Raw genomic sequence first — 24,446 nt, forward strand, 5'->3', positions numbered from 1 at the left:
GGCTGGCCCGTTGGCCAACGATCCGGCCGTCGGCCGTGTAGGAGAAGCTCATGGCCTGCACCGAGATCTTGTTGCCGAAGTGTCACCTGATGACCACCGGGTGACCGCCACCCGCCGGGCGTTTTGCCGGATCCCTGGAAACGATGGGAGACGTCACCGCGAGCAACCAGCCGCCGAAGCACCGCGCGAACACCCGAATCGCGCTGGAAGGACATGCCTTGACCGCCACCGCTCCCAAGGCCCCGACTGCACCCCGGGTGCGGTCCTGGTGGGGAATCCCGTACGCCACCGCCGAGCGGTACCGCCGCCCCGTGGTCGCGGATTTCGATCCGAACCGTCCCTATGACCGCAAGGGCGTCGTCTCTGTCCAGCCCGACAGCGGCGACTGGCTGGAAGCGGACAGCGGGATGGGCGAGGACTGTCTGAACCTGAACGTGTGGGCTCCTGAGCAGCCGGCCGGGACGGCGCTTCCGGTGGCCGTGTACATCCACGGCGGCGGATTCGAGTACGGCGCGAACACGCAGATCACCTCGAACGCCTCCGGCCTCGCCGCGTCGGGGCGCGTGGTGGGTGTGTCGGTCAACTACCGGCTCGGCGCGCTGGGTGCGCTCTCGCTGTCGCAGTACGGCGGGCGGCTCGCCGAGGCCAGTAACCTCTGCCTACAGGATGTCATCGCCGCACTGACCTGGATCAAGCGGAACATCGCCCACTTCGGTGGCGACCCCGACAACGTCACCGTCTACGGCCACAGCGGCGGCGCCTATGCCACCTTCGGGCTGCTCGGCGCCGCCTCCGCAGGCGGCCTGTACCGGCGATTGGCCGGCTTCTCCGCCGGGCCCTCGCGTCTCCAGCCGGCCTGGTGGGCCGAGGAACTCGCCCACCGGTTCGTCACCGAGCTCGGCGTCGCGGACGACCCGGAGAAGCTGCTCGACCTTGATTCGGCCTCCCTGGTGGCCGCCCTGCACAAGGTCACCCCGACGGACCTCGGAGTCCGTGGCGGGATGGACAGCAAGAGCCTCGGCGTCGTCCTGGACGCCGGACAGCCCGGCGCGGTGCTGCACGCCCACCCCATGGACGAACTCGCCTCGGGCGCACACCGTGATGTCGACGTGCTGCTGAGCATGGCCAGTGACGACATGGGCTGGTGGGTGGCGAACGACCTCGACCGGTTCGACCCGCACACCGTCGACCGCATCGTCGACGAGGTCGCCGGGTGGCGCATTCCCCGCTCCCGCGCCAAGAAGATCGTCGACGCATACGACCAGGGCGGCCGCACCCCTGCCGAAGTCCGCGCCGCACTCCTGTCGGACTACATCTTCGGGCTCCCCGCAGCCCGCGGCGCCCTGGCGCACACCGCGGCGGGCGGCAACGCCCATCTCCTTCTGATCGGGCCCGCCGAGGGCGCGCCCGCCGTGCACGGCACCGAGATGTACGCGCTGGTCGGCCAGGAGCGGCCGGGCCGCAGCGCGGAACAGGCCGAGCGTGACAGGCGTATCCGCGACATCGTGCTCGACTTCGCCACCGGCGAGCAGCCCCGGCTGTGGCCCGCCGTCACGAACCGGCCCACCTCGGAAAGCGTCGGCAACCCTCCCTTCGAGGCCACCACCCACTACCAGCAGGCCCTCGACCTGTGGGAGGGCATCGACCGCCCCTGACGGGCATCGGGCGATACCCAACCGCGCACCACCGGGGCGAACAGAGTGAGGAATCCGACATGAGCCAACCGACAGCAGCCGGCGAGGCCGCACCAGCCACGATGCGGGCCGTCGTCGTCACCCGGCCCGGCGGCCTCGACGCACTGGAGATCCAGGATGTGCCGGTGCCCGCACGCAAGCCCGGCTGGGTGCGGATCAGGGTGAAGGCGTTCGGCGTCAACGAGTCCGAGGTCACCACCCGCAAGGGCGAGTCGGATGCGAAGGTCAGCTACCCGCGTGTGCCCGGCATCGAGGGCGTCGGCGTGGTCGATGAGGCCGATGAGGACAGCGGGCTGCGGCCGGGACAGCAGGTGGCCACGATGATGGGCGGCATGGGCCGCTCCTACGACGGCACGTACGCCCAGTACGTGAGCGTCCCAGCCGGGCAGGTCATCCCGTTCGAGTCCGGTCTGCCGTGGGAGGTCGTCGGTGCGCTGCCGGAGATGTTCCAGACCGCCTACGGATCGCTGACCACCGGCCTGGACCTCAAGGCCGGGCAGACGCTGCTGATCCGCGGCGGCACCTCCACGGTCGGGCTGAGCGCGGCCACGATCGCGAAGGACCTCGGAGCCACCGTGCTGTCCACCACCCGCAGCCCCGGTCGGGCCGGGGAATTGCGGACCGCGGGCGTCGACCATCCCCTCGTCGACAGCGGCACGATCGCCGACCAGGTGCGCGAGCTGATGCCGGAAGGTGTCGACGCCGTACTGGAGCTGGTGGGCTGCTCGGTCCTCGCCGACACCCTCCGCACCGTTCGCCGGCACGGCACTGTCTGCTTCACCGGAGCCCTGGCGGGCCAGTGGACGATCCCCGATTTCAGCCCGTTCATGATCCCGGGCGGGGTGCGGCTGACGTCCTATGGCGGTCAGGCAGCCGACCTCCCGGCCGACGTCTTCGCCCACCAGCTCCAGGCCATCGCCGCAGGACGCCTCAACGTCCCGGTCGCGAAGGTCTACCACGGCCTGGAACAGGTCCGTGACGCCCAGGCCGACGTCGAGTCCGGCGCCACGCCGGGCAAGCACGTCGTCGTCCTGGACGACTGAGACCCAGGCAACCGAGAAACGACAACCAACCACTCCCGATGCGCGAGGGCCGACAACGTAAGCGCCGGTGAGCACGAAATCCTGACACGGCGTGAGGCACAAGGGGCGCCCGTGCCTGCCCCACCAGGCACCTGTTCCCCTGGCCAGGAGCTCTGATGCGTCAGCAGGATGCGCCCATGGGCAGCGGCAACGGCGGCCGGCACTGTTTCGGTGATGTTCGAGCAGGCTGCCGCCGGTCCGGGCGACCTCAGCGTGCTCGAGGGAAAAGCCGCTCGACAGCGGTCACCACCGCGGCGCGGCGGGCGGCGGTGGTGGGGTCCACGGCGTGTGCGGCGGCGGCCTCGCTGAGTTCGGGTTGTGACGCCCAGGTCGTGGCGATCTGGTTGACCAGGGCGAGGACGTCGGCCGGGTCCCAGGCGGGGTCGAGCTGTCCGGCCTGCTGCACCTGGCGGAGCAGGTCGATTTTGCGGGTGATCGCTGCCTGGGTGGGATCGTCGGCACCGGTAGCGGTGCCCGGCAGTTCGAGGCGGCCCCAGGTGATCAGGCGGTGGTGGTCTGGACGGGCGACGAAGTAGTCGAACAGGCGGCCCGCGTAGCCAGGGAGGTCGGTCGGGTCTATCTGGGTGGCCTCGGCGATGACGACATACTCCCGTGCAGCGACAGCGGCATAGAGCGCGTCTTTGCTGCGGAAGTAGGCGTAGACGCGTTCTTTGCTGGTCTTGGCGAGCTTGGCGATGCGGTCCACGCGGGCGCCGGCGATGCCGTGGCGGGCGAACTCCTCCATGGCGGCGGCAAGGATGCGCTCGCGCGTGGTGTCGCCGGCGGCGGCGGGAGCTGCGGTCTGGCCGGAGTCGCGGGACTGGGACATGGGCCCAGGATAGAGCACCGAACCGTTTGGTTTGGCGTCCGGGCGATCGGCGCGTAGGGTCAAACGGAACAGTTCGGTTTGGCCTCTGCGGGTGAAGCCGGCAAACCACTGAGGGAGTGAACTCATGCAGCACCGCAATCTGGGCTCTCAGGGCCTGCGCGTCTCGGCGCTCGGCCTGGGGACCATGGGCATGTCCATGGCCTACGGCGCCTCGAACGACGACGAGGGCCTCGCGACCATTCGCCGCGCCCACGAACTCGGGATCGACTTCTTCGACACCGCCGAGCTGTACGGCGCCGGTACCGGCAGCAACGAGATCCTCCTGGGCAAGGCGGTCAAAGACTTCCGCGACGAGGTGGTCCTCGCGACCAAGTTCGGCTTCGACATGACCGCCCCGGCGCTCAGCCCCGGCTTCAACAGCCGCCCGGAAAACATCCGCAAGGTCGCCGAGAACAGCCTGCGCTACCTGCAGAGCGACCGCATCGACCTCTTCTACCAGCACATCTCCGACCCGGACGTTCCGGTCGAGGAGGTCGCCGGCGTGGTCGGCGAACTGATCACCGAAGGCAAGGTGAAGTACTTCGGTCTGAGCAACGTCGGCCCCCAGTACATCCGCCGCGCCCACGCCGTCACCCCGGTCTCCGTGCTCCAGTACGAGTACTCGCTCTTCGAGCGGGAGGTCGAGGAGAAGATCCTTCCCGTTCTGCGGGAACTCGGCGTCGGCCTGGTGCCCTACTCCCCGCTCGGTCGCGGCTTCCTCACCGGCCAGGTCAAGCCCGCCGGCGAATACCCCGCGGACGACATGCGCAGCTGGGACGAGCGTTGGCAGGGCGAGAACTACACGTACAACCTGCACGCCACCGAGCAGCTCAAGGACCTGGCCGACACCGCGGGTATCACCGTCGCCCAGCTCGCGCTGGCCTGGCTGCTCGCCCAGGGCGAGGACGTCGCGCCCATTCCCGGCACCCGCAGCACCAAGCGCCTCGAGGAGAACGCCGGCGCCACCGACGTCCAGCTCTCCGCCACCGATCTGGCCCGCATCGCCGAGATCCTTCCCCACGGCTCGGCAGGCAGCCGCCTCCCGGCCGCGATGCTGTCCAGCTTCACCACCGACTGAACCGCCCCTCCACGCGGCCCGCACGGGCCAGTCGACAGCAGCCGGTGACGCCGCACAGGTGACGTGCGGGTCATCATCGTCAACCGGCCCGGCGGCCGAGAGTGGTAAGTCAACCGACCTGCCATCGCGGTGACGTCGAAGTTGCCTTCACGCGGTCCGTGCCGAAGTGAAGCTCGTACCCGATGAACGCGGCGTCCGAGTGGGCCTACGGCGAGTCCATCCCCGACCCCGGCATCGTGATCCTCGGGAAAATCGACCACTTGGGGGCCGATGCCCTCAAGAAGTACGACGGCGCGGTCGACGTCGCCATCGAGGCCATCGACCGAGACCCAGCCGGAAACCACCGAGATCTCGTCAATCAAGGGAGCGAGGGGGGAGAATCGAGGATTCGCCGGCCGCGAAGGCGGACGGGGTGAGGCCGGTGCGGTCGCGGAAGAAGCGGCCGAAGTTCGCGGGATCGGTGAAGCCGAGGTGCACGGCCACGGTCCGGGCATCCCATTGGGCGCCTCTCAGCAGGCGCCGGGCTTCGAGGAGGCGCCGCTCGTCGATGAGTTCACGTACTCCCTTGCCGGTGGCGTCTTGGGCGGCGCGGCTGAGGGTGCGGACCGAGCAACCGAGCAACTCGGCGTAGTCTGCGGCTTGGTGGAGTTCGCGGAAGTGCAGCTCCAAGGCGTCCAGGAAGCGCCGGTACCGGTCGGCGCTGCCCGCGTGGGCCGTGGCCGTGCCGATGGGGGCGATGCCCGGGGAGTGGGCCAGGCGCAGCAGCAGTGATTCGAGCAGGCTGCGCCGCAGGGCGTGGTGGATGTCGAGGGGGCGGCGCCCCAGTGCGCGGTGTTCGTCCAGGAGCTGGAGTGCCGTCTGCTGGAGCCAGGCGGTGTCGTCGGGATGCGGGCTGAGCACGGCAGGGGCCTCGTGCGCGGTGAGCGGGGCCAGAAGACGGGCGAGGTCGGGCCGCAGTACATCCGGTTCGAACAGGATGAACGGGCCGCGGGCCGCGCCGGGCGGATGCCAGCACTGCGCATGCCCCGGACGCACCCACAGCCACTGGCCGGGGGCGACCGTCCGCGTGACGTGATCGACGTCGTGGAGCAGCTCACCCTCGGTGACCGCGATGAGGTAGTGGAAGGTGGCACGGCCTGGACGGGGCGGGTTCCACGGCCAGTCGTCGTGCTGGGCGAAGAAGTCCTCGACGGTGCTCACCTCAAGGCCGTAGGGAGTACCGACCGGGGGCTGGAAACCGTACAGCGGAACCGCAGCTGGTCCGGCCGTGCTTCCGCTCGGGTCGGGGTGTCGCTTGTCGACCATCACGTGTCCGCAGCCTACCGCCCTTCCGATCGGCTGCGGCGGAAGGATGGGACGTGCCGACGCGCCCGCGCGGCGCGCTCCGCGCCTTCTGCGATGCCGCAGCCCGTCACCACCTGAGGAGGCTCACCACCCATGAATGGATCGGCCTTGCACAAGACCGCCGCCGACTGCGCGGAGGAACTCCCCGGGGCCCGGCTGGAGCACCCCTTCGGCCCCGACTGGGAGGTCTACAAGGTGCGCGGCAAGGTGTTCATGCTGATGACCGACGTCCCGGGGCGGCCTGTCGTGATCCTCAAGGCGGACCCCGGAGAGGCCTACGCCCTGCGGGAGCAGTACAGCCACATCTCCCCCGGCTACCACATGAACAAGAAGCACTGGATCACCCTGGAGAGCGGAGAAGGCGTCGACGAGGAACACGTCAGGGAGCTCGTCACCGACTCCTATCGTCTCGTTGTCGCTCACCTGCCCAAGGCCGAGCGGCCTGTCGACCCGCACACCTACGGCACCGGCACGCGGGGGGCCCGGTGAGCGCGGCGGGTGAGCGGCTCCAGGGCACCGCCCGCCGGGCGGCCCTGGCCCTCCCCGACGTCAGCCACGGCTACCCCTTCACCCCGGGACTCGACGTGTACAAGGTCGCGGGGAAAGTGTTCCTGATCGTCACCGACGACCCGGACGAACAGATCATCACGGTCAAGTGCGAACCCGAACACGCCCGCGCGCATGTAAGCGGCTACCCCTCGATCTCACCGGGCCGCTACCTCGACAAACGCCACTGGATCTCGCTCGGGCCTGGCCCCGGCATCACCGAGCGGCTGGTCACCGACGCGGTCGAAGATTCCTACGACCTGGTCGCCGAGCGGCTGCCGCGACGCGACCGCCCCAGTGCCCGATGAGCACCGCGAGCTTCCCCACGAGCGGCTGAGCCACACCTGTCAGTGCCCAGTGCACGGCTCACTCCGTCCGCTTCCGACCCGAGAGACCAATGGAACCGACCCTGCCGCTCTTCGACGAGGAGCCCGCCCGGCCCCTCGCCGACCGCCTGCGCCCCACCCGGCTGGAAGATGTCGTCGGGCAGGACCATCTCCTGGCCCCGGACGCCCCGCTGGGCCTCATGGTCGCCCAGCAGCGCCTCGGCTCCGCCATCCTGTGGGGCCCGCCCGGCGTCGGGAAGACGACCATCGCCCGGCTCCTCGCGGACGCCGGCAACCTGGTCTTCGAGCCGGTGTCGGCCACCTTCTCCGGCGTCGCCGATCTGCGCAAGGTCTTCGCCGCCGCACGAAGCCGACGCGGCATCGGCCAGGGCACCCTGCTGTTCGTCGACGAGATCCACCGCTTCAACCGTGCCCAGCAGGACAGCTTCCTGCCCTACGTCGAGGACGGCACCGTCACCCTGATCGGCGCCACCACGGAGAACCCGAGCTTCGAACTCAACGGCGCCCTCCTCTCCCGCGCCCAGGTCCTCGTCCTCAAACGCCTCGACGAAGCCGCGCTGTCCACGCTCCTCCACCGCGCCGAGCAGCTCACCGGCCACCATCTGCCCCTGGACGACGACGCCCGCCGCGCCCTGATCGCCATGGCGGACGGCGACGGCCGCTACCTCCTCAACATGGCCGAACAGCTCCAAGCCCTCCCGGACACCGAAACCACCCTGGACACCGCCGGGCTCGCCCATCACATCCAGCAGCGGGCCCCGCTGTACGACAAGGCGCAGGAGAGCCACTACAACCTGATCTCCGCGCTGCACAAGTCGATGCGCGGCTCCGACCCGGACGCGGCCCTGTACTGGCTCGCCCGCATGCTCGACGGCGGCGAGGACCCGCTGTTCGTCGCCCGCCGCCTGGTCCGCTTCGCGAACGAGGACATCGGCATGGCCGACCCGCACGCCGTCCAGCAGGCCCTCGCCGCCTGGGACGTGTACGAGCGACTCGGCTCTCCCGAGGGCGAGTTGGCGATCGCCCAGGCCGTCGTCCACCTCGCCACCGCCCCCAAGTCCGTCGCCGTCTACCGCGGCTTCAACGCCGCACACCGATCAGCCCGGCACACCGGCTCACTCATGCCACCCGCGCACATCCTCAACGCCCCGACCCGGCTGATGAAAGACCTCGGCTACGGCAAGGACTACCAGTACGACCCGGACACAGCCGACAGCTTCTCCGGTGACGACTACTTCCCCGACGACATGGGCCGCGAGACGTACTACCAGCCCACCCGCAACGGCTACGAAGCCCAGATCACCGAGCGCCTGCGCCACTGGGCCGCTCTGCGCGCCCGCCGGCAACGCGGCTGACCGGCCGACGCCCGCGACCTCCTTTCCGAGGAGGCGATGGGTGCTGTTTTCCGACTCTGTCGGAAGAGGCCCCTGCCAGACCGGCGGCAGCCGGCCGACGGGTTCTCCGGGCGGGAACCGGACCCCAGGGCACTCCTTGCCCCAGGTGGATGCGGACCGATGTCGGCCGCCTGCTCCGGCGCGACGCGTCCGTAACCGAACGGCCTCCAGGCGTCGATGGTAAGTGGATCGACTTGCCTTATGGGTGACGCGAGGGTTATCTTCACATGGTGAGTCCATCGACTTACCTTTCGACTCGGCAAGGAACAATGAACATGAATCGTCTTGCGGGCAAGCGTGCCCTCATCACCGGCGGCACGAGCGGGATCGGCCTGCAGACCGCGCGGCGTTTTGTCGCGGAGGGCGCCGACGTGCTGGTCACGGGCGTCACCCCGGCCAGCATCGACAAGGCCCGGCAGATCCTCGGGGACAAGGTGCCGGTGGTGCAGGCCGACGCACGCGATCTCGATGCGCAGCGCGCCCTGGCCAAGCAGGTGCGCGAGCACTTCGGGGAGCTGGACGTGGCGTTCCTGAACGCCGGCGTCTCGGACTGGCGGCCGTTCGAGGACCACACGGAGGACAGTTTCGACCGGCTCTTCGACATCAACGTCAAGAGCGTCTTCTTTCTCACGCAGGCCCTGGTGCCCGTGCTGGCCAACCCGTCCTCGGTCGTCCTCAACGCGTCCGCCAGCGCGCACGGCGGCTACGGGCGTTCGAACGCCTACGCCGCGACGAAGGCGGCTCTCGGCTCCCTGATGCGGTCGTGGAACGCGGACCTGCTCAAGTCGCACGGCATCCGGTTCAACGCGGTCAGCCCCGGCCCGGTGGACACCCCGCTCTACTCCAAGCTCGGGATCGAGGACCCCGCGCAGCGGGCGGCGGTCCTGGAGGGGATCAGCGCCGGCATCCCGCTCGGTCGCATGGGTCTGCCCGAGGAGGTCGCGGAAGCGGTCGTGTACCTGGCCTCCGACGCCTCCGCCTTCGCTGTGGGCCAGGACCTTATCCTGGACGGCGGCCAGACCGTCCTCTGAGGGCGGGGACGCGGCCGGGAAACGGGCGAGGGGCGTGGGCATGTCGGTGGAGGACCGAGCGGCAACCGGTGGCGACATGTGCCAGGCCGGGTATCACGCGCAGATCAAAGAGGAGAACCGCGCGCGCATCATCCGCGCGGCCCGCGACCTCTTCCTCGCCCGGGGATACGACAAGACCTCCCTCGCCCAGATCGCCAAGCAGGCCCGCGTCTCCACAGGCACCCTTTTCAAGCGGTACCCCACCAAGGCCGCACTGTTCGCTGCCGTCACCTCCGAGCAATGGCAGCTGGACGTGGAGTACGCCGCACCGCCGCCGCCCGGTGATCCCCGGTATGGCCTGGACCACATCGGCCGTGACTACGCCTGCCTGGTCGCGCGGCCCGGCACGGCCGCGCTGTGCCGCCTGATCATCACCGAGCTTCCCCAGATGCCGGAACTCGCCGACATCGTCGGCACCGGCTTCGCCATCGACCGCGGACCGTTCTTCGACCGGCTCCGCGACTACCTGGAAACCGAAGCACAGGCCGGGACACTCGACTTCCGTTCGGCCGACGGGCAGGCGCAGCCGGCATCCGCAGTGGCCGAACAGTTCCTCGGCATGATCTGCGCCCAGTTGCTGTGGCCTCAACTCGTACGGACCGACTTCGTCCCGCCCGACCCCACCGACCCCGCGATCGTGGACGAAGCCGTCGCCCTCATGCTCACCCGCTATCGCACCGGATCCTGAACCCTGGACCACCAGCTCATGTGGCAAGGACCCCGATACGTCGCCCTCCGGGACAGGTGCACGTGTGGGTGACTCGATCGACAACGAATGGCGGCGAGCGCGACCGGTCCTACCAGTAACCAACTGCGGTCGACAGCTGAGCCAGGACCCGTGGCCTGCCGGTACTCCTGACGTGCGACCCCGGCGTTGCGCTCGGTGGCGCGACCACCGACAAGTGATCGACGAAGTACGGCGGGTGAGTACGGCAGTTCACCCGCGCGGGCCATGCCCCGGACTGGGTGTAGGCGAGGCGACTCAGTGCGCGGGGCGGGTGCGAGGGCGCGGAAAGAGGGCCGTCCGGCAGTGGGGGAATCGCCGTGATACCGCCTCGGGTGGGCGGTCGGCGAGAGGCTTGACGCCCGTCCGTGCAGCCGCGCGGACTCTACTGCCTGAGATCGATCATGCGGACCGGCTGCCCCGTCGTGCGAGCAATGGTTTCGAAGTCGCGGTCGAAGTGGAGCAGGGTGAGGCCTGCTTCTTCCGCGGCGGCGGCCACCAGGAGATCAACGGGGCCCGCACTGCGGTGTTCCCCTTTGGTGGTCAGTTGTTCCTGGACGATGCGGGAGCGGCGGTAGATGCCGTCCGGCATGGGGCACCACACGTAGTGGGCGTCGAGTGCAGCCTTCAGTCGCGCGCGGTCCGCGGTTGAGCTGGCGGAGTAGAGGACCTCGAGTTCCGTGATGTCGCAGATCGCGACGAGGCCGGCGCCGATCCTGTCGTCCCACTCAGTGGTGGTCTGGCGGAGCAGGACGCGGGCGAGGGCGGAGGTGTCGATGAGGTAGTCGGCGACGGTCACGGCCGGTACTGGCTCTTGTTCAGGAGAATGTCGATGTCCAGGGCTCCGTCGGTCACCAGTTGCCGGGCGTCTTCGAGCGCGCGCAGGCGCCGGTAGCGGGCGGTGACCTCTCGCAGGGCGGTGTTGATGGTGTCGCGCTTGGTGGTGGTGCCGAGTTCCTTGGCGGCTTCTTCCAGTGCCTCGTCGTCGAGGTCGATCACGGTGCGGCTCAAGATGGCCTCCTCATGCACACTGCGGCGTATACCAATATACATGATCGATTGTATATCGAATCGCGCGCCCCTGGGTGGTCTGTTTCCCGGATCTGTGGCCTCGCAGCGAGCGCGTCAGAAGAGGGGTGTGCGCCAGGGACTTCCCGGTGGGCTCCTTCAGCGTTCGAACTTCCAGGTGAGGCGGGAGGTCGTCACTTTGGGCATGGTGATCCGGATGTCGACGGCGGTGCCGTCAGTGTGCTTGCCGCTACGGGTGGGAACTGTTCCGGCGACCGCCTTTAAGCCAGTCGGACGGGTTGAGCGAGGGGTCGAGGTGGTTCCGGAGGCCAGGCTGCGTGCCCAGCCTGCCCAGGCCGAGCACCGTGGCCGCGCCGCAGGCGACGTCGACGAGGGACTTGTTGTCGGGCATGACGTACTCCTGGACGTGTGCCTTCAGGGGCCCCGGATCCGTGTCGTGGATCTGGCTCGCCGCCTTGCGTGCGGTGTCGTCCGCAGGTCTGCAGGTCGCGTACGGCACAGGCTTCAGCCTCTGGTGCCCAGCTGTCGTTTTTGCGGCGGGCCTGGTCGCCGTACTGCCCCGCTCCCCGAATGGCGTAGAGGCTCTGCCTCAGCACCCGGGGAGAGCCTCCGCGCGGTTGGAAAGGGAGTCCGCTGCGGGCGGGGTCGAGATCGCCTCCCGAGCTGGGGCGCTGGTCTTCGTTCCCGGCCGGATTAAGCTCCGCCCTGGCCGTGCGTCCGCAGGGAAGCTCCCGCGTGATCACGGAGGCGTCGGGCTGATGTGGCGAGCCGACGGCTCCCGGAGACGTTCGATGTCGGTTTCGGCGAGCTGGGTCTGGACGCCGTGCCGAATGTCGGGGCTCCGAGATCACCTGCGATCACGTCAGCCTGTGGATCCTGGACCTCAAGGACGGGGAGCCCGGCCCGCTCCACTCGCGAGGAACCAATCGCCGCGCCTACGCGCGGAAGACGATCGCCGACCTGCACGGGTCACTACCCGAGTGCGCACAGCAAGTTGCCCACGGGCAAGGACACCGAAGATGACGAGGTGCTCCTCGGACCCGAGGAATTCCCCTTTCTGCGTCGTCAGCACCTTCGCGCCGCCGCGGTGGACATCGTGGACGTGTTGGCGAGTACAGGCCTGCGGTGGGCAGGCCACTTGGACGCCGCTGTCGTTCGTTGCTGGGCGCGCGCGAACGATCCTCCGGGGGCCAGACCTCTATGCGGGGCTCTCCGGCCGACCGTGGTGGTGATCGACTGCGTACTCCTGGAGATCATGCTGGGTCTCGCTCGGCGCATGACAGTGCGCCGAAGCAGTGCGCTGCTCGCTGCTGCCGCCACGGCATCCCCCGTAGCGGTTGGGACGGCTACCAACGGGCTTGCGCACGACCGAAGTTGACGATGAGTAGAGTAGCCCGCCGGTTGAACATCGTTAGAAAATGGAGCATGGGGTGCGTCGGTTGCTTGGCGTGGTGATGGCGATCGCGGGGATCTCTGTCACGTTCTGGTTGGTCCTCGGGCCTCCGGACGCCTGGGAGGGTGCCGCGAGGTTCGCACGCTTCGCCCTCGTGATCAGCTGTTTCGTCGTGATCGGCGGTAGTGCGCAGCTGATCTTCCCCGACAGGCCAAAGGACGAGTCGACCCAGCTCACTGGGTAGTCGCTGGAGGCGTATCTTGCCGCGATCGGACTGGACGAGGCGTTCGACGCGGTGATCAACACAGCCCGGATCGGGGTGGCCAAGCCCGACCGCCGCGTCTTCGGCATAGCAGCCCGGCGGGCCGGGGCCGATCTCGAGCGCTGTCTGTTCATCGATGACACCGCCGGCCATGTCGCCGCGGCCCGGGCGGCCGGCGCGACCGGTGTGCACTACCAGGACATCGGGCGACTGCGGGCCGCAGTCGCATCCCGGCCGTCCGGTTGACCCATGAGGTCCGCAGGTCGCCGGCGGGTGCCGGGCGTGCGTGGCGCGCGGGGGGCTTCTGACGCGTTGGTGACGGGTGAACGTGCTTCTGTGCCCCTGTGCAGCCCTGCTGTGGTGATGGAAGGGATCAAGAGGCTGCCGGGGTCTCCGGCAGCCAGCAGGGTGCCGACCGTCGCCCACGTCCGGTCGGCGACAGCGAGAGGACGGGCTTGTGAGCCACCCCCAGGAAGACGACGCGATCACCACCGTCACCACAGCGCAGCTGAGCCGGATCGCCGACCAGGGCGTCTACGCTTCGCCCACGTCGCTCGATCCGGCCGCGGCCAACGTCGCCGCGGCCCTGGTCGCGACGCTGAACGGCACGTCCGAGGAAGCGGTGCTGCCCCCTGACCTCCAGAATCTGACGGAGCAGGTCCGGCAGAAGGCGACCATCGGCTTCCCCCGCATCACCGCCGACGACGGAGTACGGCTGTCGGCGCACACGATCAAACTCAACACCGAAGAGCCGCGGCCCGTGGTGATCGTGCCCTCGGGCTGGACACCCTTCGGCTGGGCCTTGTTCGAGTACACGTACCTCCAGCTGGCGCTGCGCGGCTATCACGTGCTGGCCTACACCCCCCGTGGCATCGGCTACACCATGCGCCTCCCCGACGGCGGCTACGTCGACGCCCCGTTCACCTCCGGGGGCACGATCGACGTGGCCGGCCCCGCGGACTGGGCCGACGGCTCGACCGTCATCGACTACGCCCAGCAGCACTTCAACCCGAGCGCCATCGCCTTCCTGGGTGAGTCGTACGGCTCGGGCATCAGCCAGCTGGTCGCGGCGCACGACCCGGCGGGACGGGTGGCCGCGGTGGTCGCCCTGAGCACCTGGGGAGACCTGGCCGACAGCCTCTACCACCACGACACCCGGCACCTGGCAGCGGTGGGCGCCCTGATCAACTTCACCGGCGGCCCGCTCGAGCGGAAGTTCGACCCGGCCACCCAGCAGCTCCTGGCGGACTTCCAGGCGGGCCAGAACCTCGACGACGTCGTGGCGTGGGGCAAGGAGCGATCGCCGTCGTCGTACGTCGACCTGACCAACGCCCGCGGCGTGCCCACGTTCCTCTCCAACACCTGGCACGAGACGCTCTTCCCGGCCAACCAGGTCATCGAGCACTTCAGCCAACTGACCGTGCCCAAGCACCTGAACCTGTGGATCGGCGACCATGCCGCGCCCGAGGGCGCCGGTCTCACCGTCCCGTTCAGCGGCCCGAACGCGCCGGTCGAGGAGGCGCTCGCCTGGCTGGACCACCACGTGGGCGGCGTCGCGAACGACGTGCCCTCCTGGTCCGAGGTCCGCAGCCAGATCATGTTCACCTACGAGACCCGGACCGATCCGGACACCGGGAAGAACGTCATCACCGTGCCGGCCGTGCGCGAGTCCAGGCAGTCCTGGGCGGACGTCACCACCTCCGTCGAACCCTGGTACCTCACCGCCTCGCCGGGCAGTCCCGACGGCGTTCTGGGGACCGCTCCGCAGGCGGGCTGGGCACGGGAGTTCACCGCCGGGCAGTCGACCGACTGCACCGCCGTGGACGCCGTCATCACCACCGGTCAGGCCGAGTGGAACGGCAACCCCAAGAGCTACCAGCCGGACAAGTTCGACCGCCGCAGCCTCGCGGTCTTCACCAGCGACCCGATCGCGGCAAGCGGCGGCAGCGGCGGCGGCACCGGTGAGGCCCGCCGGATCCGGGGCATTCCCGAACTCACGCTGACCGTGCGCAGCTCCGCCGACTCCACCACCCTGGTCGCCTACCTGTACGACGTCAGCCCTGACAACACGGCCCGCATCATCACGCACGAGCCCCTCACCCTCACCGGTCTGACCCCCGGCCAGGACCGCACCAGCACCTGGAGGTTGCAGGCCGCCGGATACGACCTGCCCCCGGACCACCGGCTGATGCTGGCCATCACCAGCAAGGACCCCCTGTACTCCGACGCGAGCGTCGAAGGCAGCACCACCACGATCAGCTCGCCCGACGGCCGTCCCTCATTCCTGGCTCTGCCTCTGGGGTGACCGCACGGCCTGGCTCCGTGGCAGCCGGTCACGGAGCCTCCGCGAAAACGTGTTGGCGGGCCGCGTCGACCACTGCTACTTTCCGGGAGGCCGTGCGAGAGAACGAGGAGGTGGTACCCGTGAACGCAGTATCGACATGGGTGCTCCCCTCCGGGGTCACGGTCGGGCGATAGGTCGTCCGGGAGCGCCGTTCACGAGCGCTCCCGAAAGGCACGACCATGCGATTCACTTCCGAGCAACGCCTCGACGACGGCGTCCTCGAACGCGAATTCACCCTCGGCGAGATTCCCGGCACCCTGTGGACGCCGGGCTCTGCTGGGCCTTCCGGGGCCGCACCGGCCCCGCTGGTCCTGATGGCCCACAACAACGGCCTGCCCAAGGCGCAACCCCGGCTGGTGGCCCGGGCCCGGCACTGCGCGGCGTACGGCTACGCGGTGGCCACCATCGACGCCGCCGGGTGCGGCGACCGGCCCCGTTCCGCCGCCGACGAGCAGGCCCGCGCCGACATCCGCCGGGCGATGCAGGCAGGCGAGCCGGTCGACGAGATCTTCGAGTCCTACATCGGCCCGCTGGTCGAGAAGGCGGTCCCGGACTGGCGGACCACCCTGGACGCCCTCCTCGCGCTGCCCGGGATCGGCGGCCCGGTCGGGTACTCGGGGTGGACCGCCGTCGGCATTCGGCTGGCGGTGGCCGAGCCGCGCATCGCGGCCGCCGGTTTCTTCGCCGGGGGGTACGTGCCCCTGGCCCAGCGCGAGGAGGCCCGGCAGGTCACCATTCCGCTGCTGTTCCTGCTGCAGTGGGACGACGAGGGGAACCCCCGGCAGCGCGCCCTGGACCTGTTCGACGCCTTCGGCACCAAGGAGAAGACGCTCCACGCCAATCTGGGCGGGCACACCGGCACCCCGTGGTTCGAGGTGGACGACGGGAACCGGTTCTTCGGCCGGCACCTGAAGTGAGGCCGGGCCGTCAGAGTCCGGTGGGCAGAGCCCTCGACTCACCGTTCCCGGAAGTCCAGGAGCCGCCGCAGCCAGCCGACCCGCGCGGCCGTAGCGGCCCGGGAGAGGGCGGCGTCGGGCGCGTACCCCTCGGAGGCGTGGTAAGCGCCTGGCCAGACGTGGAGTTCGGTCGCCGCGCCTGACTGCCAGAGGCGGGAGGCGTAGGTGACGACCTCGTCGCGGAAGGTTTCCGCGGAGCCGACGTCCAGAGAGATGTCCATGTGTCAGTCACTGACGAGATGGCTGGTGCCGCACCGGCCTGACCTCGAAACGTGGGCCGGGCGCCTTGCGGACTCTTCGCCGGCGTGGGCGTGCACGCGTGGGTGGCGGAGGGGGACGATGGGATGGCCGGGGTGCGGGTGCGTGGTCGGACCCCGGCGGGACGGCGGCCTGGGAGGCGGCCGGAAGGAGCCTGGGGTATGGGTGCGACCGAACCCTTCCGGGGCGGGCCTGGCGCGGCGGGTGTGGTTGCGTCCACGCCGGGTGGCCTGCTGGATGTACTGAACGTGGCGGCTGTCCTCCTCAACGTCGAGGGCAGGATCGATCTCTGGAGCCCGCAGGCCGAGATCCTTTTCGGCTACAGCGCCGAGGAGGCCCTGGGCCGGTACGCCGGCCAGCTGCTGATCGACGAGGAGCACCTCGACACGGTGCTGGCGCTGTTCGCGCAGGTCATGCGGGACGGTAAGAGCTGGGCCGGGGTCGTTCCCGTCCGGCACAAGGACGGCAGCGCGCGCATGGTGGAGTTCCGCAACATGCGGTTGCAGGACGACCAGCGTGACTTCTGGGTACTGGGTCTGGCCACCGACCAGACGACGCTGCGGCAGGTGGAGCGGAACCTGGCCCTGTCCGCCCAGCTGGTGTCCCAGTCACCGATCGGGCTGGGCATGCTGGACACCGATCTCCGGTACATCTCCGTCAACTCCGCGGAGGAACGGATGAACGGCGTGCCGGCCGCCGAGCACATCGGCCGCCACATCCATGAGGTGCTGCCCTATGTGGACCAGTCCTTCGAAGCCGCCATGCGTGAGGTCCTGGCCACCGGTACACCGGTTGTGGACCAGTACATCGTCGGCCGTACGGCGGCCGACCCGGACAACGATCACGCCTGGTCGATCTCGTTCTACCGGCTCGAGTCGTCCAACGGGAAAGTGCTGGGTGTGGCCACCTCCAGCGTCGACGTCACCGACCGGCATCGCGCCGTGGAAGAACAGCGCCGCACCGCCCTCACGCTCCAGCGCAGCCTGCTGCCCCATCCCCCTCCACAGCGACCTGGTCTCGATGTCGCCTGCCGCTACCGCCCCGCCCAGGCCACCATCGAGATCGGCGGCGACTGGTTCGACGTCATCCCCCTGAACGGCGACAAGACCGCCCTCGTCGTCGGCGACGTCATGGGCAGCGGCGTCACGGCCGCCGCCACCATGGGACAGCTGCGCACCGCCACCAGAACCCTGGCCGATCTCGATCTGCCCGCCGACCAGGTCATGCACCACCTCGACCACATCACGGACGGTATCGACACCATCGCCACCTGCGTCTACGCCGTCTTCGATCCGCACACCGCGCGCTGCCACATCTCCCTGGCCGGGCACCTGCCGCCCGTCCTCCGCCGCCCGGACGGCACACGCGAGCTGATCGACATGCCCACCGGCGCGCCCTTGGGAGGCTGCGGCATTCCTTTCGACTCCACCTCCGTCGACTTCGGGCCGGGGGACCAGCTCATCCTCTACACCGACGGCCTCGTCGAGACCCGCGACCAGTCGATCGACGACCGCCTTGACGCCCTCCTCGATGTCCTCGACGACCCCGACCGCTCCCTCGACGCCACCTGCGACCTGCTTCTGCACTCCCTGCGCGCCGAGGGAGACCTCGATGACGTGGCCCTGCTCATCGCCCGGGCCAAGGCGGAGGGGTGACCCCGCACGGACGGTACTGACCGCGCGTAGATGTCCAAAAGGGATCAAAATGGTCGAAAGGTCTGCCAAAACCGCGGAGGCGTGGCGATGCGTGGCAACGCCGAGAACGATGAGGGCTCCGTCGAGGAGTACGACGACGAGAACGGTGACGAACTCGACGCCGAGGACGGTGACGAGTACGTCGATCCCGAGGCTTACGACGAGGAGGAGGGCGTCGGTGGGAGCCCTGATGTCTTCCTCGATGTTCCGATCCTGAAGGTCGACGAGATCGACCTGGACGTCGAGGACCTGCGGGCGCATGTCTCGTTGCAGGCCGAGGTGCTGGATCTGCTGAGACTGAACGTGGGCGCCGACGTCACGCTCGGACGGGTGCATCTGGGTATCTCGGGCGTCGAGGCGCAGGCCCAGCTCAAGGTGCGGCTCCATCACGTCGCAAAGATCATCGACCGCGTGCTCACCACGCTCGACCGCAACCCGGAGATCCTGCACGAGCTGGCGCGTGGCGTCGGGTCCGCCGTGCAGGATGTCGGCGGCGGAGCCCGTCAGGCCGTGGGGGAGCTGGGTACGGGCGCCGGAGCCGCCGTGCGGGACGTGGGGCAGGGCGCCGGAGCCGCCGTACAGGACGTGGGGCAGGGCGCCGGGGCCGCTGTCCAGGACGTGGGCCGGGGCGTCGGATCCGTGGCGCAGGACGTCGGTCAGGGTGCCGGGAGGGCCGTTCAGGACGTGGGCGGTGGTGCCGGGCGCGCGGTGGAGGGCGTCGGGCAGGAGGCGGGCCGGGCCGTCGGAAGCGCCGGCGAGGTGGTCGGTGGCGCTGCCGGGAGCGTGGCCGAAACGGCCGCGGGTGGGACGGAGGCGGTGGGTGACGCGGTACGGGGGAGCGGCCAGGCCGTTGCGGGCGCCGCGGAGGGGGTCGAGCCGCGTGCGGCGCGCAAGGGCGCGGAGGAGGAGCGGGGTCGAGCCGGCCGGAGTGGGGGCGGCACCCGCAAGCGCCGGGTGCGGGGAGAGGACGGGAAGCTGCCGCCAAGGTCCAGTCGCCCTCGTGCCGACAGGGAGCCGGAGGAGCCGCCCTGAACGGGGGACATCTCGATCCGGTCGACGGTCCACGCCGAACGGCTCCGCTTCACGGAGGAACCCCGGACAGCCGTTCGCTTCTCCGGCACCGGGAAGCGGGCGTCGACGAGCCGCAGTGACCGCACCCACCTGCCGGACCCGGTCGTCCCCGGTCGGGAGTACGAGGACGTCACCGTCGCCTACCGCCTTGCGACGGGGATGCGCTAATCCAGCGGGCCCGCGGTGGCCGGAGTCGCGCCGTGGCGGCGTTGGCGATGGGTGTAGGTGGTGACGGCCTGCCAGAGGTCGCGGCGGTCGGTGTCGGGCCAGAGGCCGGGGGTGAAGTGCAGTTCTGCGTAAGCCGTGTGCCAGGGCAGGAAGTTGGAGACGCGGTGTTCGCCGCCCGTGCGCCAGAGCAGATCCACGTCCGGCAGGTCCGGGCGGGGCAGGTGCCGGGCGAAGTCGTCCTCGGTGATCAGGTCCGGATCCAGGTGGCCGGCTCGGGTGCGGCGGGCCAGGGCGGCGGCCGTTCGGGTGATCTCGTCCCGGCCGCCGTAGTCGACGCACATCGTCAGCGTCAGGCCCGTGCGGCTGCGGGTGGTGCGCTCCCGGAGGTGGAGCAGGTCGACGAGGTCGGGCGGCAGGCGGCCGGCGCGGCCGTGCCAGCCCAGCCGGACGTCGAGGTCGCGGAAGGGGTCGTCGACCAGTTCACGGCGCAGGAGGTCGAGGATCGCGTCGACCTCTTCGGCGTCGCGGTGCCAGTTCTCGGTGGAGAAGGTGTAGAGGGTCAGGTGCCGCAGGCCGATGTCCAGGGCGCCGTGGACCACCTCGCGGACGGCGGTGGCGCCGGCGCGGTGGCCCTCGTGGCGGGGGAGGCCCCGCTGCTGGGCCCAGCGGCCGTTGCCGTCCATGATCACGGCGACATGGGCGGGCAGGTGGGTGAGTGCGATCTCCGGTGGTCGCTCGCCGGTGGGGTGGGGTGGCGGAGAGCGGAAGGTGGCGGTGCGGGGCGGGCGAACGGGCGTGGGGCGTCTGCCGTGGGCGGGCTGGTGTGCGGGCGGCACCGTCAGCGGGCTCAGGCTCCAGGCCAGGGTCGCGCGGGCCCGGGCGGGGGCGAGGATCCGGGCGCGGGTGAGGGGCGCGGGCCGGGGCGGAGTGTGGAGCAGGGCCGGCCCCGCGGTGTCGATGGCGTCGAGCTGGGCGCGCAGCAGGGCCGCCATGGTGTGCAGGACGATGGCGGGGCCGGGGTGCATGCCGCGGCTGAGGGTCTCCTGGGTCACCCACCGGCGGGCCAGGCCCGTCAGATGCGTGATCAGGGCGGACACGGCGGGGCTCCAGCGGCGGTGCGCCAAGTCGGCGGCGGACCCGGGGTGGTCGTCGAGGGCCTCGTCGGGCAGGAGGAGGTCGCCCTGGGCGAGGTCGGCGGACAGGTCGGTGAGGATGTCCGTGAGCCGGACGCCGTCGAGGAACTCCTCGTAGGTCTCCCGGGTGTCCAGCCGGAGCGCCACGGGTACGCCGGCCCGGTCGAAGAGGGTGCGGACCTGGCCGAACCAGGGCAGCAGATTGTCCCGGCCCCAGGTGCGCCACGCGGTCCAGTCGGCGAAGTGCCTGCCCTGGGTGTCGTCCTGGACCTGGGTCATGGCGGCGTGCAGTTCGGACAGGTCCAGGCGCCAGCGGACCGCGGTGTGCACGAGGGCGTGGCGGATCGGGTCCGGGCTCGTGCCGGTGGGCAGTTCGCGGTGCAGGGCGGTGATCCACTCCTCGACCCGGGCGGCCCGTTCGGCGGCCCGGGCGGTGCGGTCGTCGCCCAGGTCGTCGAGGGCGTTGGCGGCCGCCCACAGGGCGTGGAGCGCCGGGCGCAGCGGTGCGGGCACCAACTGGATCAGGGCGTACTCCGCGGGGTCCTGTCGCCTGGTCCGGAGCCGGCACAGCCGGTAGGCCGCCCGTAGTGCCGGGTCGTCGCCGATCACCGTCCGAGCGGCGGTCGTGCGTCGGTCTGCCGGGGCTGGGGTCGCAGGAGGCACATCGCTGACAACGAGAGCGGTACGTCCAGGTATTGCGCTGATCAAGTGGGTTGCCGCGCGCCGGCCGGTCGCCTCCCCCGGGTCAGCCGTGGTGGCGTCGGGCGAGCGCCTTGTTCAGGGCCGTGCGGAGTTCGGGGGGCGGAGGAGGGCCGTCGGATTCCGCGCTGGCCGTGACCGCGGCGGCCACGTCGCGGAGCTTGGTGTTGGAGAGCTGGGACGTTTCCCGCAGGATGTGCCAGGCCTGGTCGGAGGTGCAGCCGTGGGTGGCCATGAGGATGCCGCGGGCCTGGTCGATGACCGGGCGGGAGGCGATGGCCTGGCGGAGCTGCTCGACCTCCGACTGGAGGAGGTGCAGGCGCTCCGCGCGTTCCAGGGCGACCGCCGAGGAGGCGGTCGGGGCGGGGACGTGGGCCGCGGGGCGCAGCGGATCCGTGGTGTCCAGGCCCGCCAGCTCCAGGATCCGGCGCGGCTGGCCGTTCCAGTTCGTGGTCGTGACCGTCGTCGTCGTACGCTCCCGGCCGTAGTCGCCCAGGACGTCCAGGAACCGCAGTCCGGCCGTGTCCATGAAATGCACGCCCCCCATGTCCAGGTCGACCCGGGTGATCGTGGCCGGCAGCTCGGCCAGGGTTCTGGCCAGGATGTCCGCGCAGCCGTGAACGAGCTCACCACGCGGGGTGAGCTCGGCACGGTCCGCGTCGACGCGGCCACTGATGACCAGGGTGTTCAGCCCTCCTGTGAGGTGTGGTGATGCCGCTGACGTCATGTCACCGCCCTGTCGTTCCTCGTCGGTCGTCATCGGTCCCAGCCGGACTGCGCAACGGTCACGTCGCCCCCCGGTGGACGTCGGTGTGACGTGCGCCTGCCCCCCTTACGGCGTACTACACCCGGTTCGGGGGCATGAGATTTTCCCGGACGGGTACGAGCGCTGTGGTCCGCCAGCGTGGGGAGAGGGGCTTGAACACTCGATATCAGGTGCCTGCCGCCGGTCCCCGCGTGCCGGGCCTGGCGGTGTATCCGCTGGCCGGGCGGCGGGGTGTCCGGGCGGCGGGAGAAGTCGGCCTTACGACCCGTGCGATCTGGGAAGGCGTACTGGAGCAGGCCGTTCGCGAGGATGAGGACGTGTACTACCTGGAGCTGTCCGATGTGACGTTCGTCGACGTCGCGGGCGCCGGTGCGCTCGCGGCCGCGGCCGGGCAGCTCAGGGACGGCCGCAGGTTCGTCGTGCGCCGCCCGCCGCCGGCCCTGCGAAGGACGCTGGACCTGCTCTGGCCCGACCAGGAAGGGATCGAGGTGTCGACGTCATGACCGCTGCCGTCACCGAGCCCTTCGGGCCCCTCGACCCCTTCGTCCACCCCGCGCTCTTCTACCGGGACGAGCAGGAGTACCTCGACGTCACCGTGCCCTTCGTACGTGACGGCCTGGCCGCCGGCGAGCCCGTGGCGGTCGCGGTGCCCGGCAAGAACCTCGCCCTGATCAGGGACGCCCTGGGCGAGGCCGCGGGCGCCGTGAAGTTCCTGGACATGCGGGAGGCCGGGCGCAACCCCGGGCGGATCATCCCGGGCGTGCTGCGCGCGTTCGCCGACGCCCAGCCGTCCGGCCGCCGGGTGCGGATCATCGGCGAGCCCATCTGGGCCGGGCGCTCCGCCGCCGAGTACCCCGCCTGCGTCCAGCACGAGGCGCTCATCAACGCGGCCTTCCGGGGCCGTACGGCGACCATCCTGTGTCCGTACGACGCCGAGCAGCTCCCCGAACACGTCCTCGCCGACGCGTACGCCACCCACCCCACCGTCATCCCCGCCGGCTCCCGGGCGGAGCAGAACAGCGAGGCGTACGCCCCCTGGGCCGTCGTCGACCGCTACAACGAGCCGCTGCCGCCCGTGCCGGACGCGCTGACGTTCCCCTTCGACTCCGACTCGCTCTCCCCGGCCCGGCACGTGGCCGTCGGTGAGGCGGCGCGGCTCGGTCTCACCGGCGTCAAGCTGGACGACCTGGCCCTGGCCACGGCCGAACTCACCACGAACAGCGTGGTGCACGGCGGTGGTTCGGGTGTGCTGCGGATGTGGACCGAGGACGGGTACGTGGTGTGCGAGGTGCGCGACGAGGGACGGCTCGCCGACGTCCTGGCCGGGCGCCGGCCCGTCCCTCGCGACCAGCGCGGAGGGCGCGGGATCCTGCTGGTCAACCTGATCGCCGACCTGGTGCGGGTGCACCGGAGCGACGGCGGGACGACCGTGCGCTGCTGGTTCGTTCGCTGAGGGCCCCGGGGCGGCTCAGGCCCCCAGCGGATCCAGCGCCAGCGGTTCGATCTTGCCCTCCAGCATGGCGCCGAGGCCCTGTACGGCGCACACGTCCGGGCGCTCGGCGATGCGCACGGGCATGCCGGTCGCCTCGCGCAGCATCTCGTCCAGGCCCGGCAGCAGGGCGCTGCCGCCGACCATCATGATCCCCCGGTCGGCGAGGTCGGCGACCAGGTCGGGCGGGCAGTCCCGGAGCACCTTGCCGATGCCGTCGAGGATGGCGGTGAGCGGCGTCTGGATGGCGTCCCGTACGGCGGCGGTGTCGACCCGGACCGAGCGGGCCAGGCCCGTGGCGACGTCCCGGCCGTGGATCTCCGTCGAGGCCGGGCCGTGCGAGGTGAGGCCGTTGCCGGACAGGGCGAGCTGCAACGGCCGTACGGACTGGCTCGGCAGCATCAGCTCGTGCTCGTGGCGCAGGTGCTGCACGATCGCGTGGTCGACGGCCTCGCCGCCCACCGGGATGCGCTCGGCGGTGACGATCGCGCCCAGGGACAGCACGGCCACCTGGGTGGCCGCCGCCCCGCACACCATGATCATCGTGGCCTCGGGCTGCTCCACGGGCAGCCCGCAGCCGACGGCGGCGGCGATCAGCGTATCGACCAGTTCCACGCGGCGGGCCCCGAGACCGACCAGGGTCTCGATCGCGGCGCGCTGGGCCAGCGGGTCGGCGTCGTGCGGCGTGCAGGCCGCGGCGCGCAGGATCGGCTTGCGGCGCAGGCTGCGGCGCATCTTGTCGCCGAGCAGGTGCCGCAGCATGCGCTGGGCCATCTCGATGTCCACGACCGTGCCGCCGGAGACCGGCCGCACCACCCGGATGTAGTGCGGCGTACGGCCCGTCATCTTCTCGGCGAGCTCGCCGACCGCGATCAGGGCGCCGGTGCGGGTGTTCACGGCGGCGGCGGACGGCTGGTCGACGACGAGCCCGGCGCCCTTGACGTAGACGCGGGTGCGGGCCGCCCCCAGGTCGACGGCGAAGTGGCAGCGGCGCAACTGCTCCAGACTGGCGGTCATGGCAGGTCCTCCCGAGAGCA

General features: G+C 70.5%; 23 protein-coding genes and 1 pseudogene. 15 read left to right on the forward strand and 9 right to left on the reverse strand.

The annotated features are described in order from the left end of the window. Window positions 1–218 precede the first annotated feature (218 nt). Window positions 219–1,655: a carboxylesterase family protein gene (locus ACZ58V_RS15920; RefSeq protein ID WP_471290422.1), complete on the forward strand. Its 1,437-nt coding sequence runs from the start codon at window positions 219–221 to the stop codon at window positions 1,653–1,655. A 59-nt stretch (window positions 1,656–1,714) separates the two neighbouring features. Then, entirely contained in the window at window positions 1,715–2,737 is a 1,023-nt protein-coding gene (locus ACZ58V_RS15925; protein WP_471290423.1) for an alcohol dehydrogenase catalytic domain-containing protein, read from the forward strand. A gap of 247 nt (window positions 2,738–2,984) precedes the next feature. On the opposite strand, the gene ACZ58V_RS15930 is transcribed toward ACZ58V_RS15925, so the two are convergent. Then, complete coding sequence (locus ACZ58V_RS15930) at window positions 2,985–3,605, reverse strand: TetR/AcrR family transcriptional regulator (RefSeq protein WP_466278809.1); 621 nt, start codon at window positions 3,603–3,605, stop codon at window positions 2,985–2,987. 124 nt (window positions 3,606–3,729) lie between these two features. Between ACZ58V_RS15930 and ACZ58V_RS15935 the strand changes: the two genes are divergently transcribed. After that, complete coding sequence (locus ACZ58V_RS15935; protein ID WP_466289712.1) at window positions 3,730–4,722, forward strand: aldo/keto reductase; 993 nt, start codon at window positions 3,730–3,732, stop codon at window positions 4,720–4,722. A gap of 354 nt (window positions 4,723–5,076) precedes the next feature. Here the strand turns inward: ACZ58V_RS15935 and ACZ58V_RS15940 are convergent, their stop codons facing one another. After that, a complete protein-coding gene (locus ACZ58V_RS15940; RefSeq protein ID WP_471290425.1) occupies window positions 5,077–5,922 on the reverse strand; it encodes a helix-turn-helix domain-containing protein in 846 nt (281 codons plus the stop codon). Between the two features lie 237 nt (window positions 5,923–6,159). Between ACZ58V_RS15940 and ACZ58V_RS15945 the strand changes: the two genes are divergently transcribed. The 5 genes from ACZ58V_RS15945 (at window position 6,160) to ACZ58V_RS15965 (ending at window position 10,111) form a co-directional block, all read left to right on the forward strand. After that, window positions 6,160–6,555 (forward strand): MmcQ/YjbR family DNA-binding protein, encoded by a 396-nt coding sequence (locus ACZ58V_RS15945; protein ID WP_471290426.1) that lies wholly within the window; start codon window positions 6,160–6,162, stop codon window positions 6,553–6,555. Beyond that, on the forward strand, window positions 6,552–6,920 hold the full coding sequence (locus tag ACZ58V_RS15950; protein WP_354735551.1) for an MmcQ/YjbR family DNA-binding protein: 369 nt from the start codon (window positions 6,552–6,554) through the stop codon (window positions 6,918–6,920). Before ACZ58V_RS15945 ends, ACZ58V_RS15950 begins: the two co-directional genes overlap by 4 nt. An 89-nt stretch (window positions 6,921–7,009) precedes the next feature. Continuing rightward, a complete protein-coding gene (locus ACZ58V_RS15955; RefSeq protein ID WP_471290428.1) occupies window positions 7,010–8,314 on the forward strand; it encodes a replication-associated recombination protein A in 1,305 nt (434 codons plus the stop codon). A 314-nt stretch (window positions 8,315–8,628) separates the two neighbouring features. Continuing rightward, on the forward strand, window positions 8,629–9,384 hold the full coding sequence (locus tag ACZ58V_RS15960; protein WP_471290429.1) for an SDR family oxidoreductase: 756 nt from the start codon (window positions 8,629–8,631) through the stop codon (window positions 9,382–9,384). Window positions 9,385–9,424: 40 nt separating this feature from the next. Continuing rightward, complete coding sequence (locus tag ACZ58V_RS15965; RefSeq protein ID WP_354735545.1) at window positions 9,425–10,111, forward strand: TetR/AcrR family transcriptional regulator; 687 nt, start codon at window positions 9,425–9,427, stop codon at window positions 10,109–10,111. Window positions 10,112–10,532: 421 nt separating this feature from the next. Here the strand turns inward: ACZ58V_RS15965 and ACZ58V_RS15970 are convergent, their stop codons facing one another. The 3 genes from ACZ58V_RS15970 to ACZ58V_RS15980 form a co-directional block, all read right to left on the reverse strand. Beyond that, a complete protein-coding gene (locus tag ACZ58V_RS15970; RefSeq protein ID WP_471290431.1) occupies window positions 10,533–10,946 on the reverse strand; it encodes a PIN domain-containing protein in 414 nt (137 codons plus the stop codon). Next, the gene (locus tag ACZ58V_RS15975; RefSeq protein ID WP_471290433.1) at window positions 10,943–11,158 is read right to left on the reverse strand and encodes a type II toxin-antitoxin system VapB family antitoxin; all 216 of its coding nucleotides are present in this window, start codon (window positions 11,156–11,158) and stop codon (window positions 10,943–10,945) included. Before ACZ58V_RS15975 ends, ACZ58V_RS15970 begins: the two co-directional genes overlap by 4 nt. A gap of 247 nt (window positions 11,159–11,405) precedes the next feature. Further along, window positions 11,406–11,675 (reverse strand): hypothetical protein, encoded by a 270-nt coding sequence (locus tag ACZ58V_RS15980; protein WP_471290434.1) that lies wholly within the window; start codon window positions 11,673–11,675, stop codon window positions 11,406–11,408. A gap of 1,141 nt (window positions 11,676–12,816) precedes the next feature. On the opposite strand from ACZ58V_RS15980, the gene ACZ58V_RS15985 reads away from it, so the two are divergent. From ACZ58V_RS15985 to ACZ58V_RS15995, 3 genes are all read left to right on the forward strand, one after another. Beyond that, complete coding sequence (locus ACZ58V_RS15985; protein WP_468191772.1) at window positions 12,817–13,077, forward strand: HAD family hydrolase; 261 nt, start codon at window positions 12,817–12,819, stop codon at window positions 13,075–13,077. A gap of 211 nt (window positions 13,078–13,288) precedes the next feature. Next, window positions 13,289–15,136, forward strand: coding sequence for an alpha/beta fold hydrolase (locus ACZ58V_RS15990; RefSeq protein ID WP_471290435.1), 1,848 nt, complete (start codon window positions 13,289–13,291; stop codon window positions 15,134–15,136). 218 nt (window positions 15,137–15,354) lie between these two features. After that, complete coding sequence (locus ACZ58V_RS15995; protein WP_471290437.1) at window positions 15,355–16,092, forward strand: dienelactone hydrolase family protein; 738 nt, start codon at window positions 15,355–15,357, stop codon at window positions 16,090–16,092. Between the two features lie 38 nt (window positions 16,093–16,130). Here the strand turns inward: ACZ58V_RS15995 and ACZ58V_RS16000 are convergent. After that, window positions 16,131–16,340: pseudogene (locus ACZ58V_RS16000) on the reverse strand (alpha/beta hydrolase); the annotation flags it as partial. A gap of 210 nt (window positions 16,341–16,550) precedes the next feature. Here ACZ58V_RS16000 and ACZ58V_RS16005 point away from each other — a divergent pair. Then, entirely contained in the window at window positions 16,551–18,044 is a 1,494-nt protein-coding gene (locus ACZ58V_RS16005; protein WP_471290438.1) for a SpoIIE family protein phosphatase, read from the forward strand. Between the two features lie 87 nt (window positions 18,045–18,131). Continuing rightward, a complete protein-coding gene (locus tag ACZ58V_RS16010) occupies window positions 18,132–19,115 on the forward strand; it encodes a collagen-like triple helix repeat-containing protein (protein ID WP_468191388.1) in 984 nt (327 codons plus the stop codon). A 203-nt stretch (window positions 19,116–19,318) separates the two neighbouring features. Here ACZ58V_RS16010 and uppS read toward each other — a convergent pair whose 3' ends face one another. After that, a complete protein-coding gene (gene uppS / locus ACZ58V_RS16015; RefSeq protein WP_471290440.1) occupies window positions 19,319–21,064 on the reverse strand; it encodes a polyprenyl diphosphate synthase in 1,746 nt (581 codons plus the stop codon). A 136-nt stretch (window positions 21,065–21,200) separates the two neighbouring features. Continuing rightward, window positions 21,201–21,881: an ANTAR domain-containing protein gene (locus ACZ58V_RS16020; RefSeq protein ID WP_471290692.1), complete on the reverse strand. Its 681-nt coding sequence runs from the start codon at window positions 21,879–21,881 to the stop codon at window positions 21,201–21,203. A gap of 191 nt (window positions 21,882–22,072) precedes the next feature. Here ACZ58V_RS16020 and ACZ58V_RS16025 point away from each other — a divergent pair, with 191 nt between their 5' ends. Together ACZ58V_RS16025 and ACZ58V_RS16030 are read left to right on the forward strand one after the other, a co-directional pair. Next, window positions 22,073–22,423: an STAS domain-containing protein gene (locus tag ACZ58V_RS16025; RefSeq protein WP_468191382.1), complete on the forward strand. Its 351-nt coding sequence runs from the start codon at window positions 22,073–22,075 to the stop codon at window positions 22,421–22,423. Beyond that, window positions 22,420–23,373, forward strand: coding sequence for an anti-sigma factor RsbA family regulatory protein (locus ACZ58V_RS16030; RefSeq protein WP_471290442.1), 954 nt, complete (start codon window positions 22,420–22,422; stop codon window positions 23,371–23,373). Before ACZ58V_RS16025 ends, ACZ58V_RS16030 begins: the two co-directional genes overlap by 4 nt. Window positions 23,374–23,388: 15 nt before the next feature. Here the strand turns inward: ACZ58V_RS16030 and ACZ58V_RS16035 are convergent, their stop codons facing one another. Next, complete coding sequence (locus ACZ58V_RS16035) at window positions 23,389–24,426, reverse strand: rod shape-determining protein (RefSeq protein ID WP_468191377.1); 1,038 nt, start codon at window positions 24,424–24,426, stop codon at window positions 23,389–23,391. Window positions 24,427–24,446 lie beyond the last annotated feature (20 nt).

The sequence above is a fragment of the Streptomyces sp. NPDC040589 genome (genome assembly GCF_055594445.1).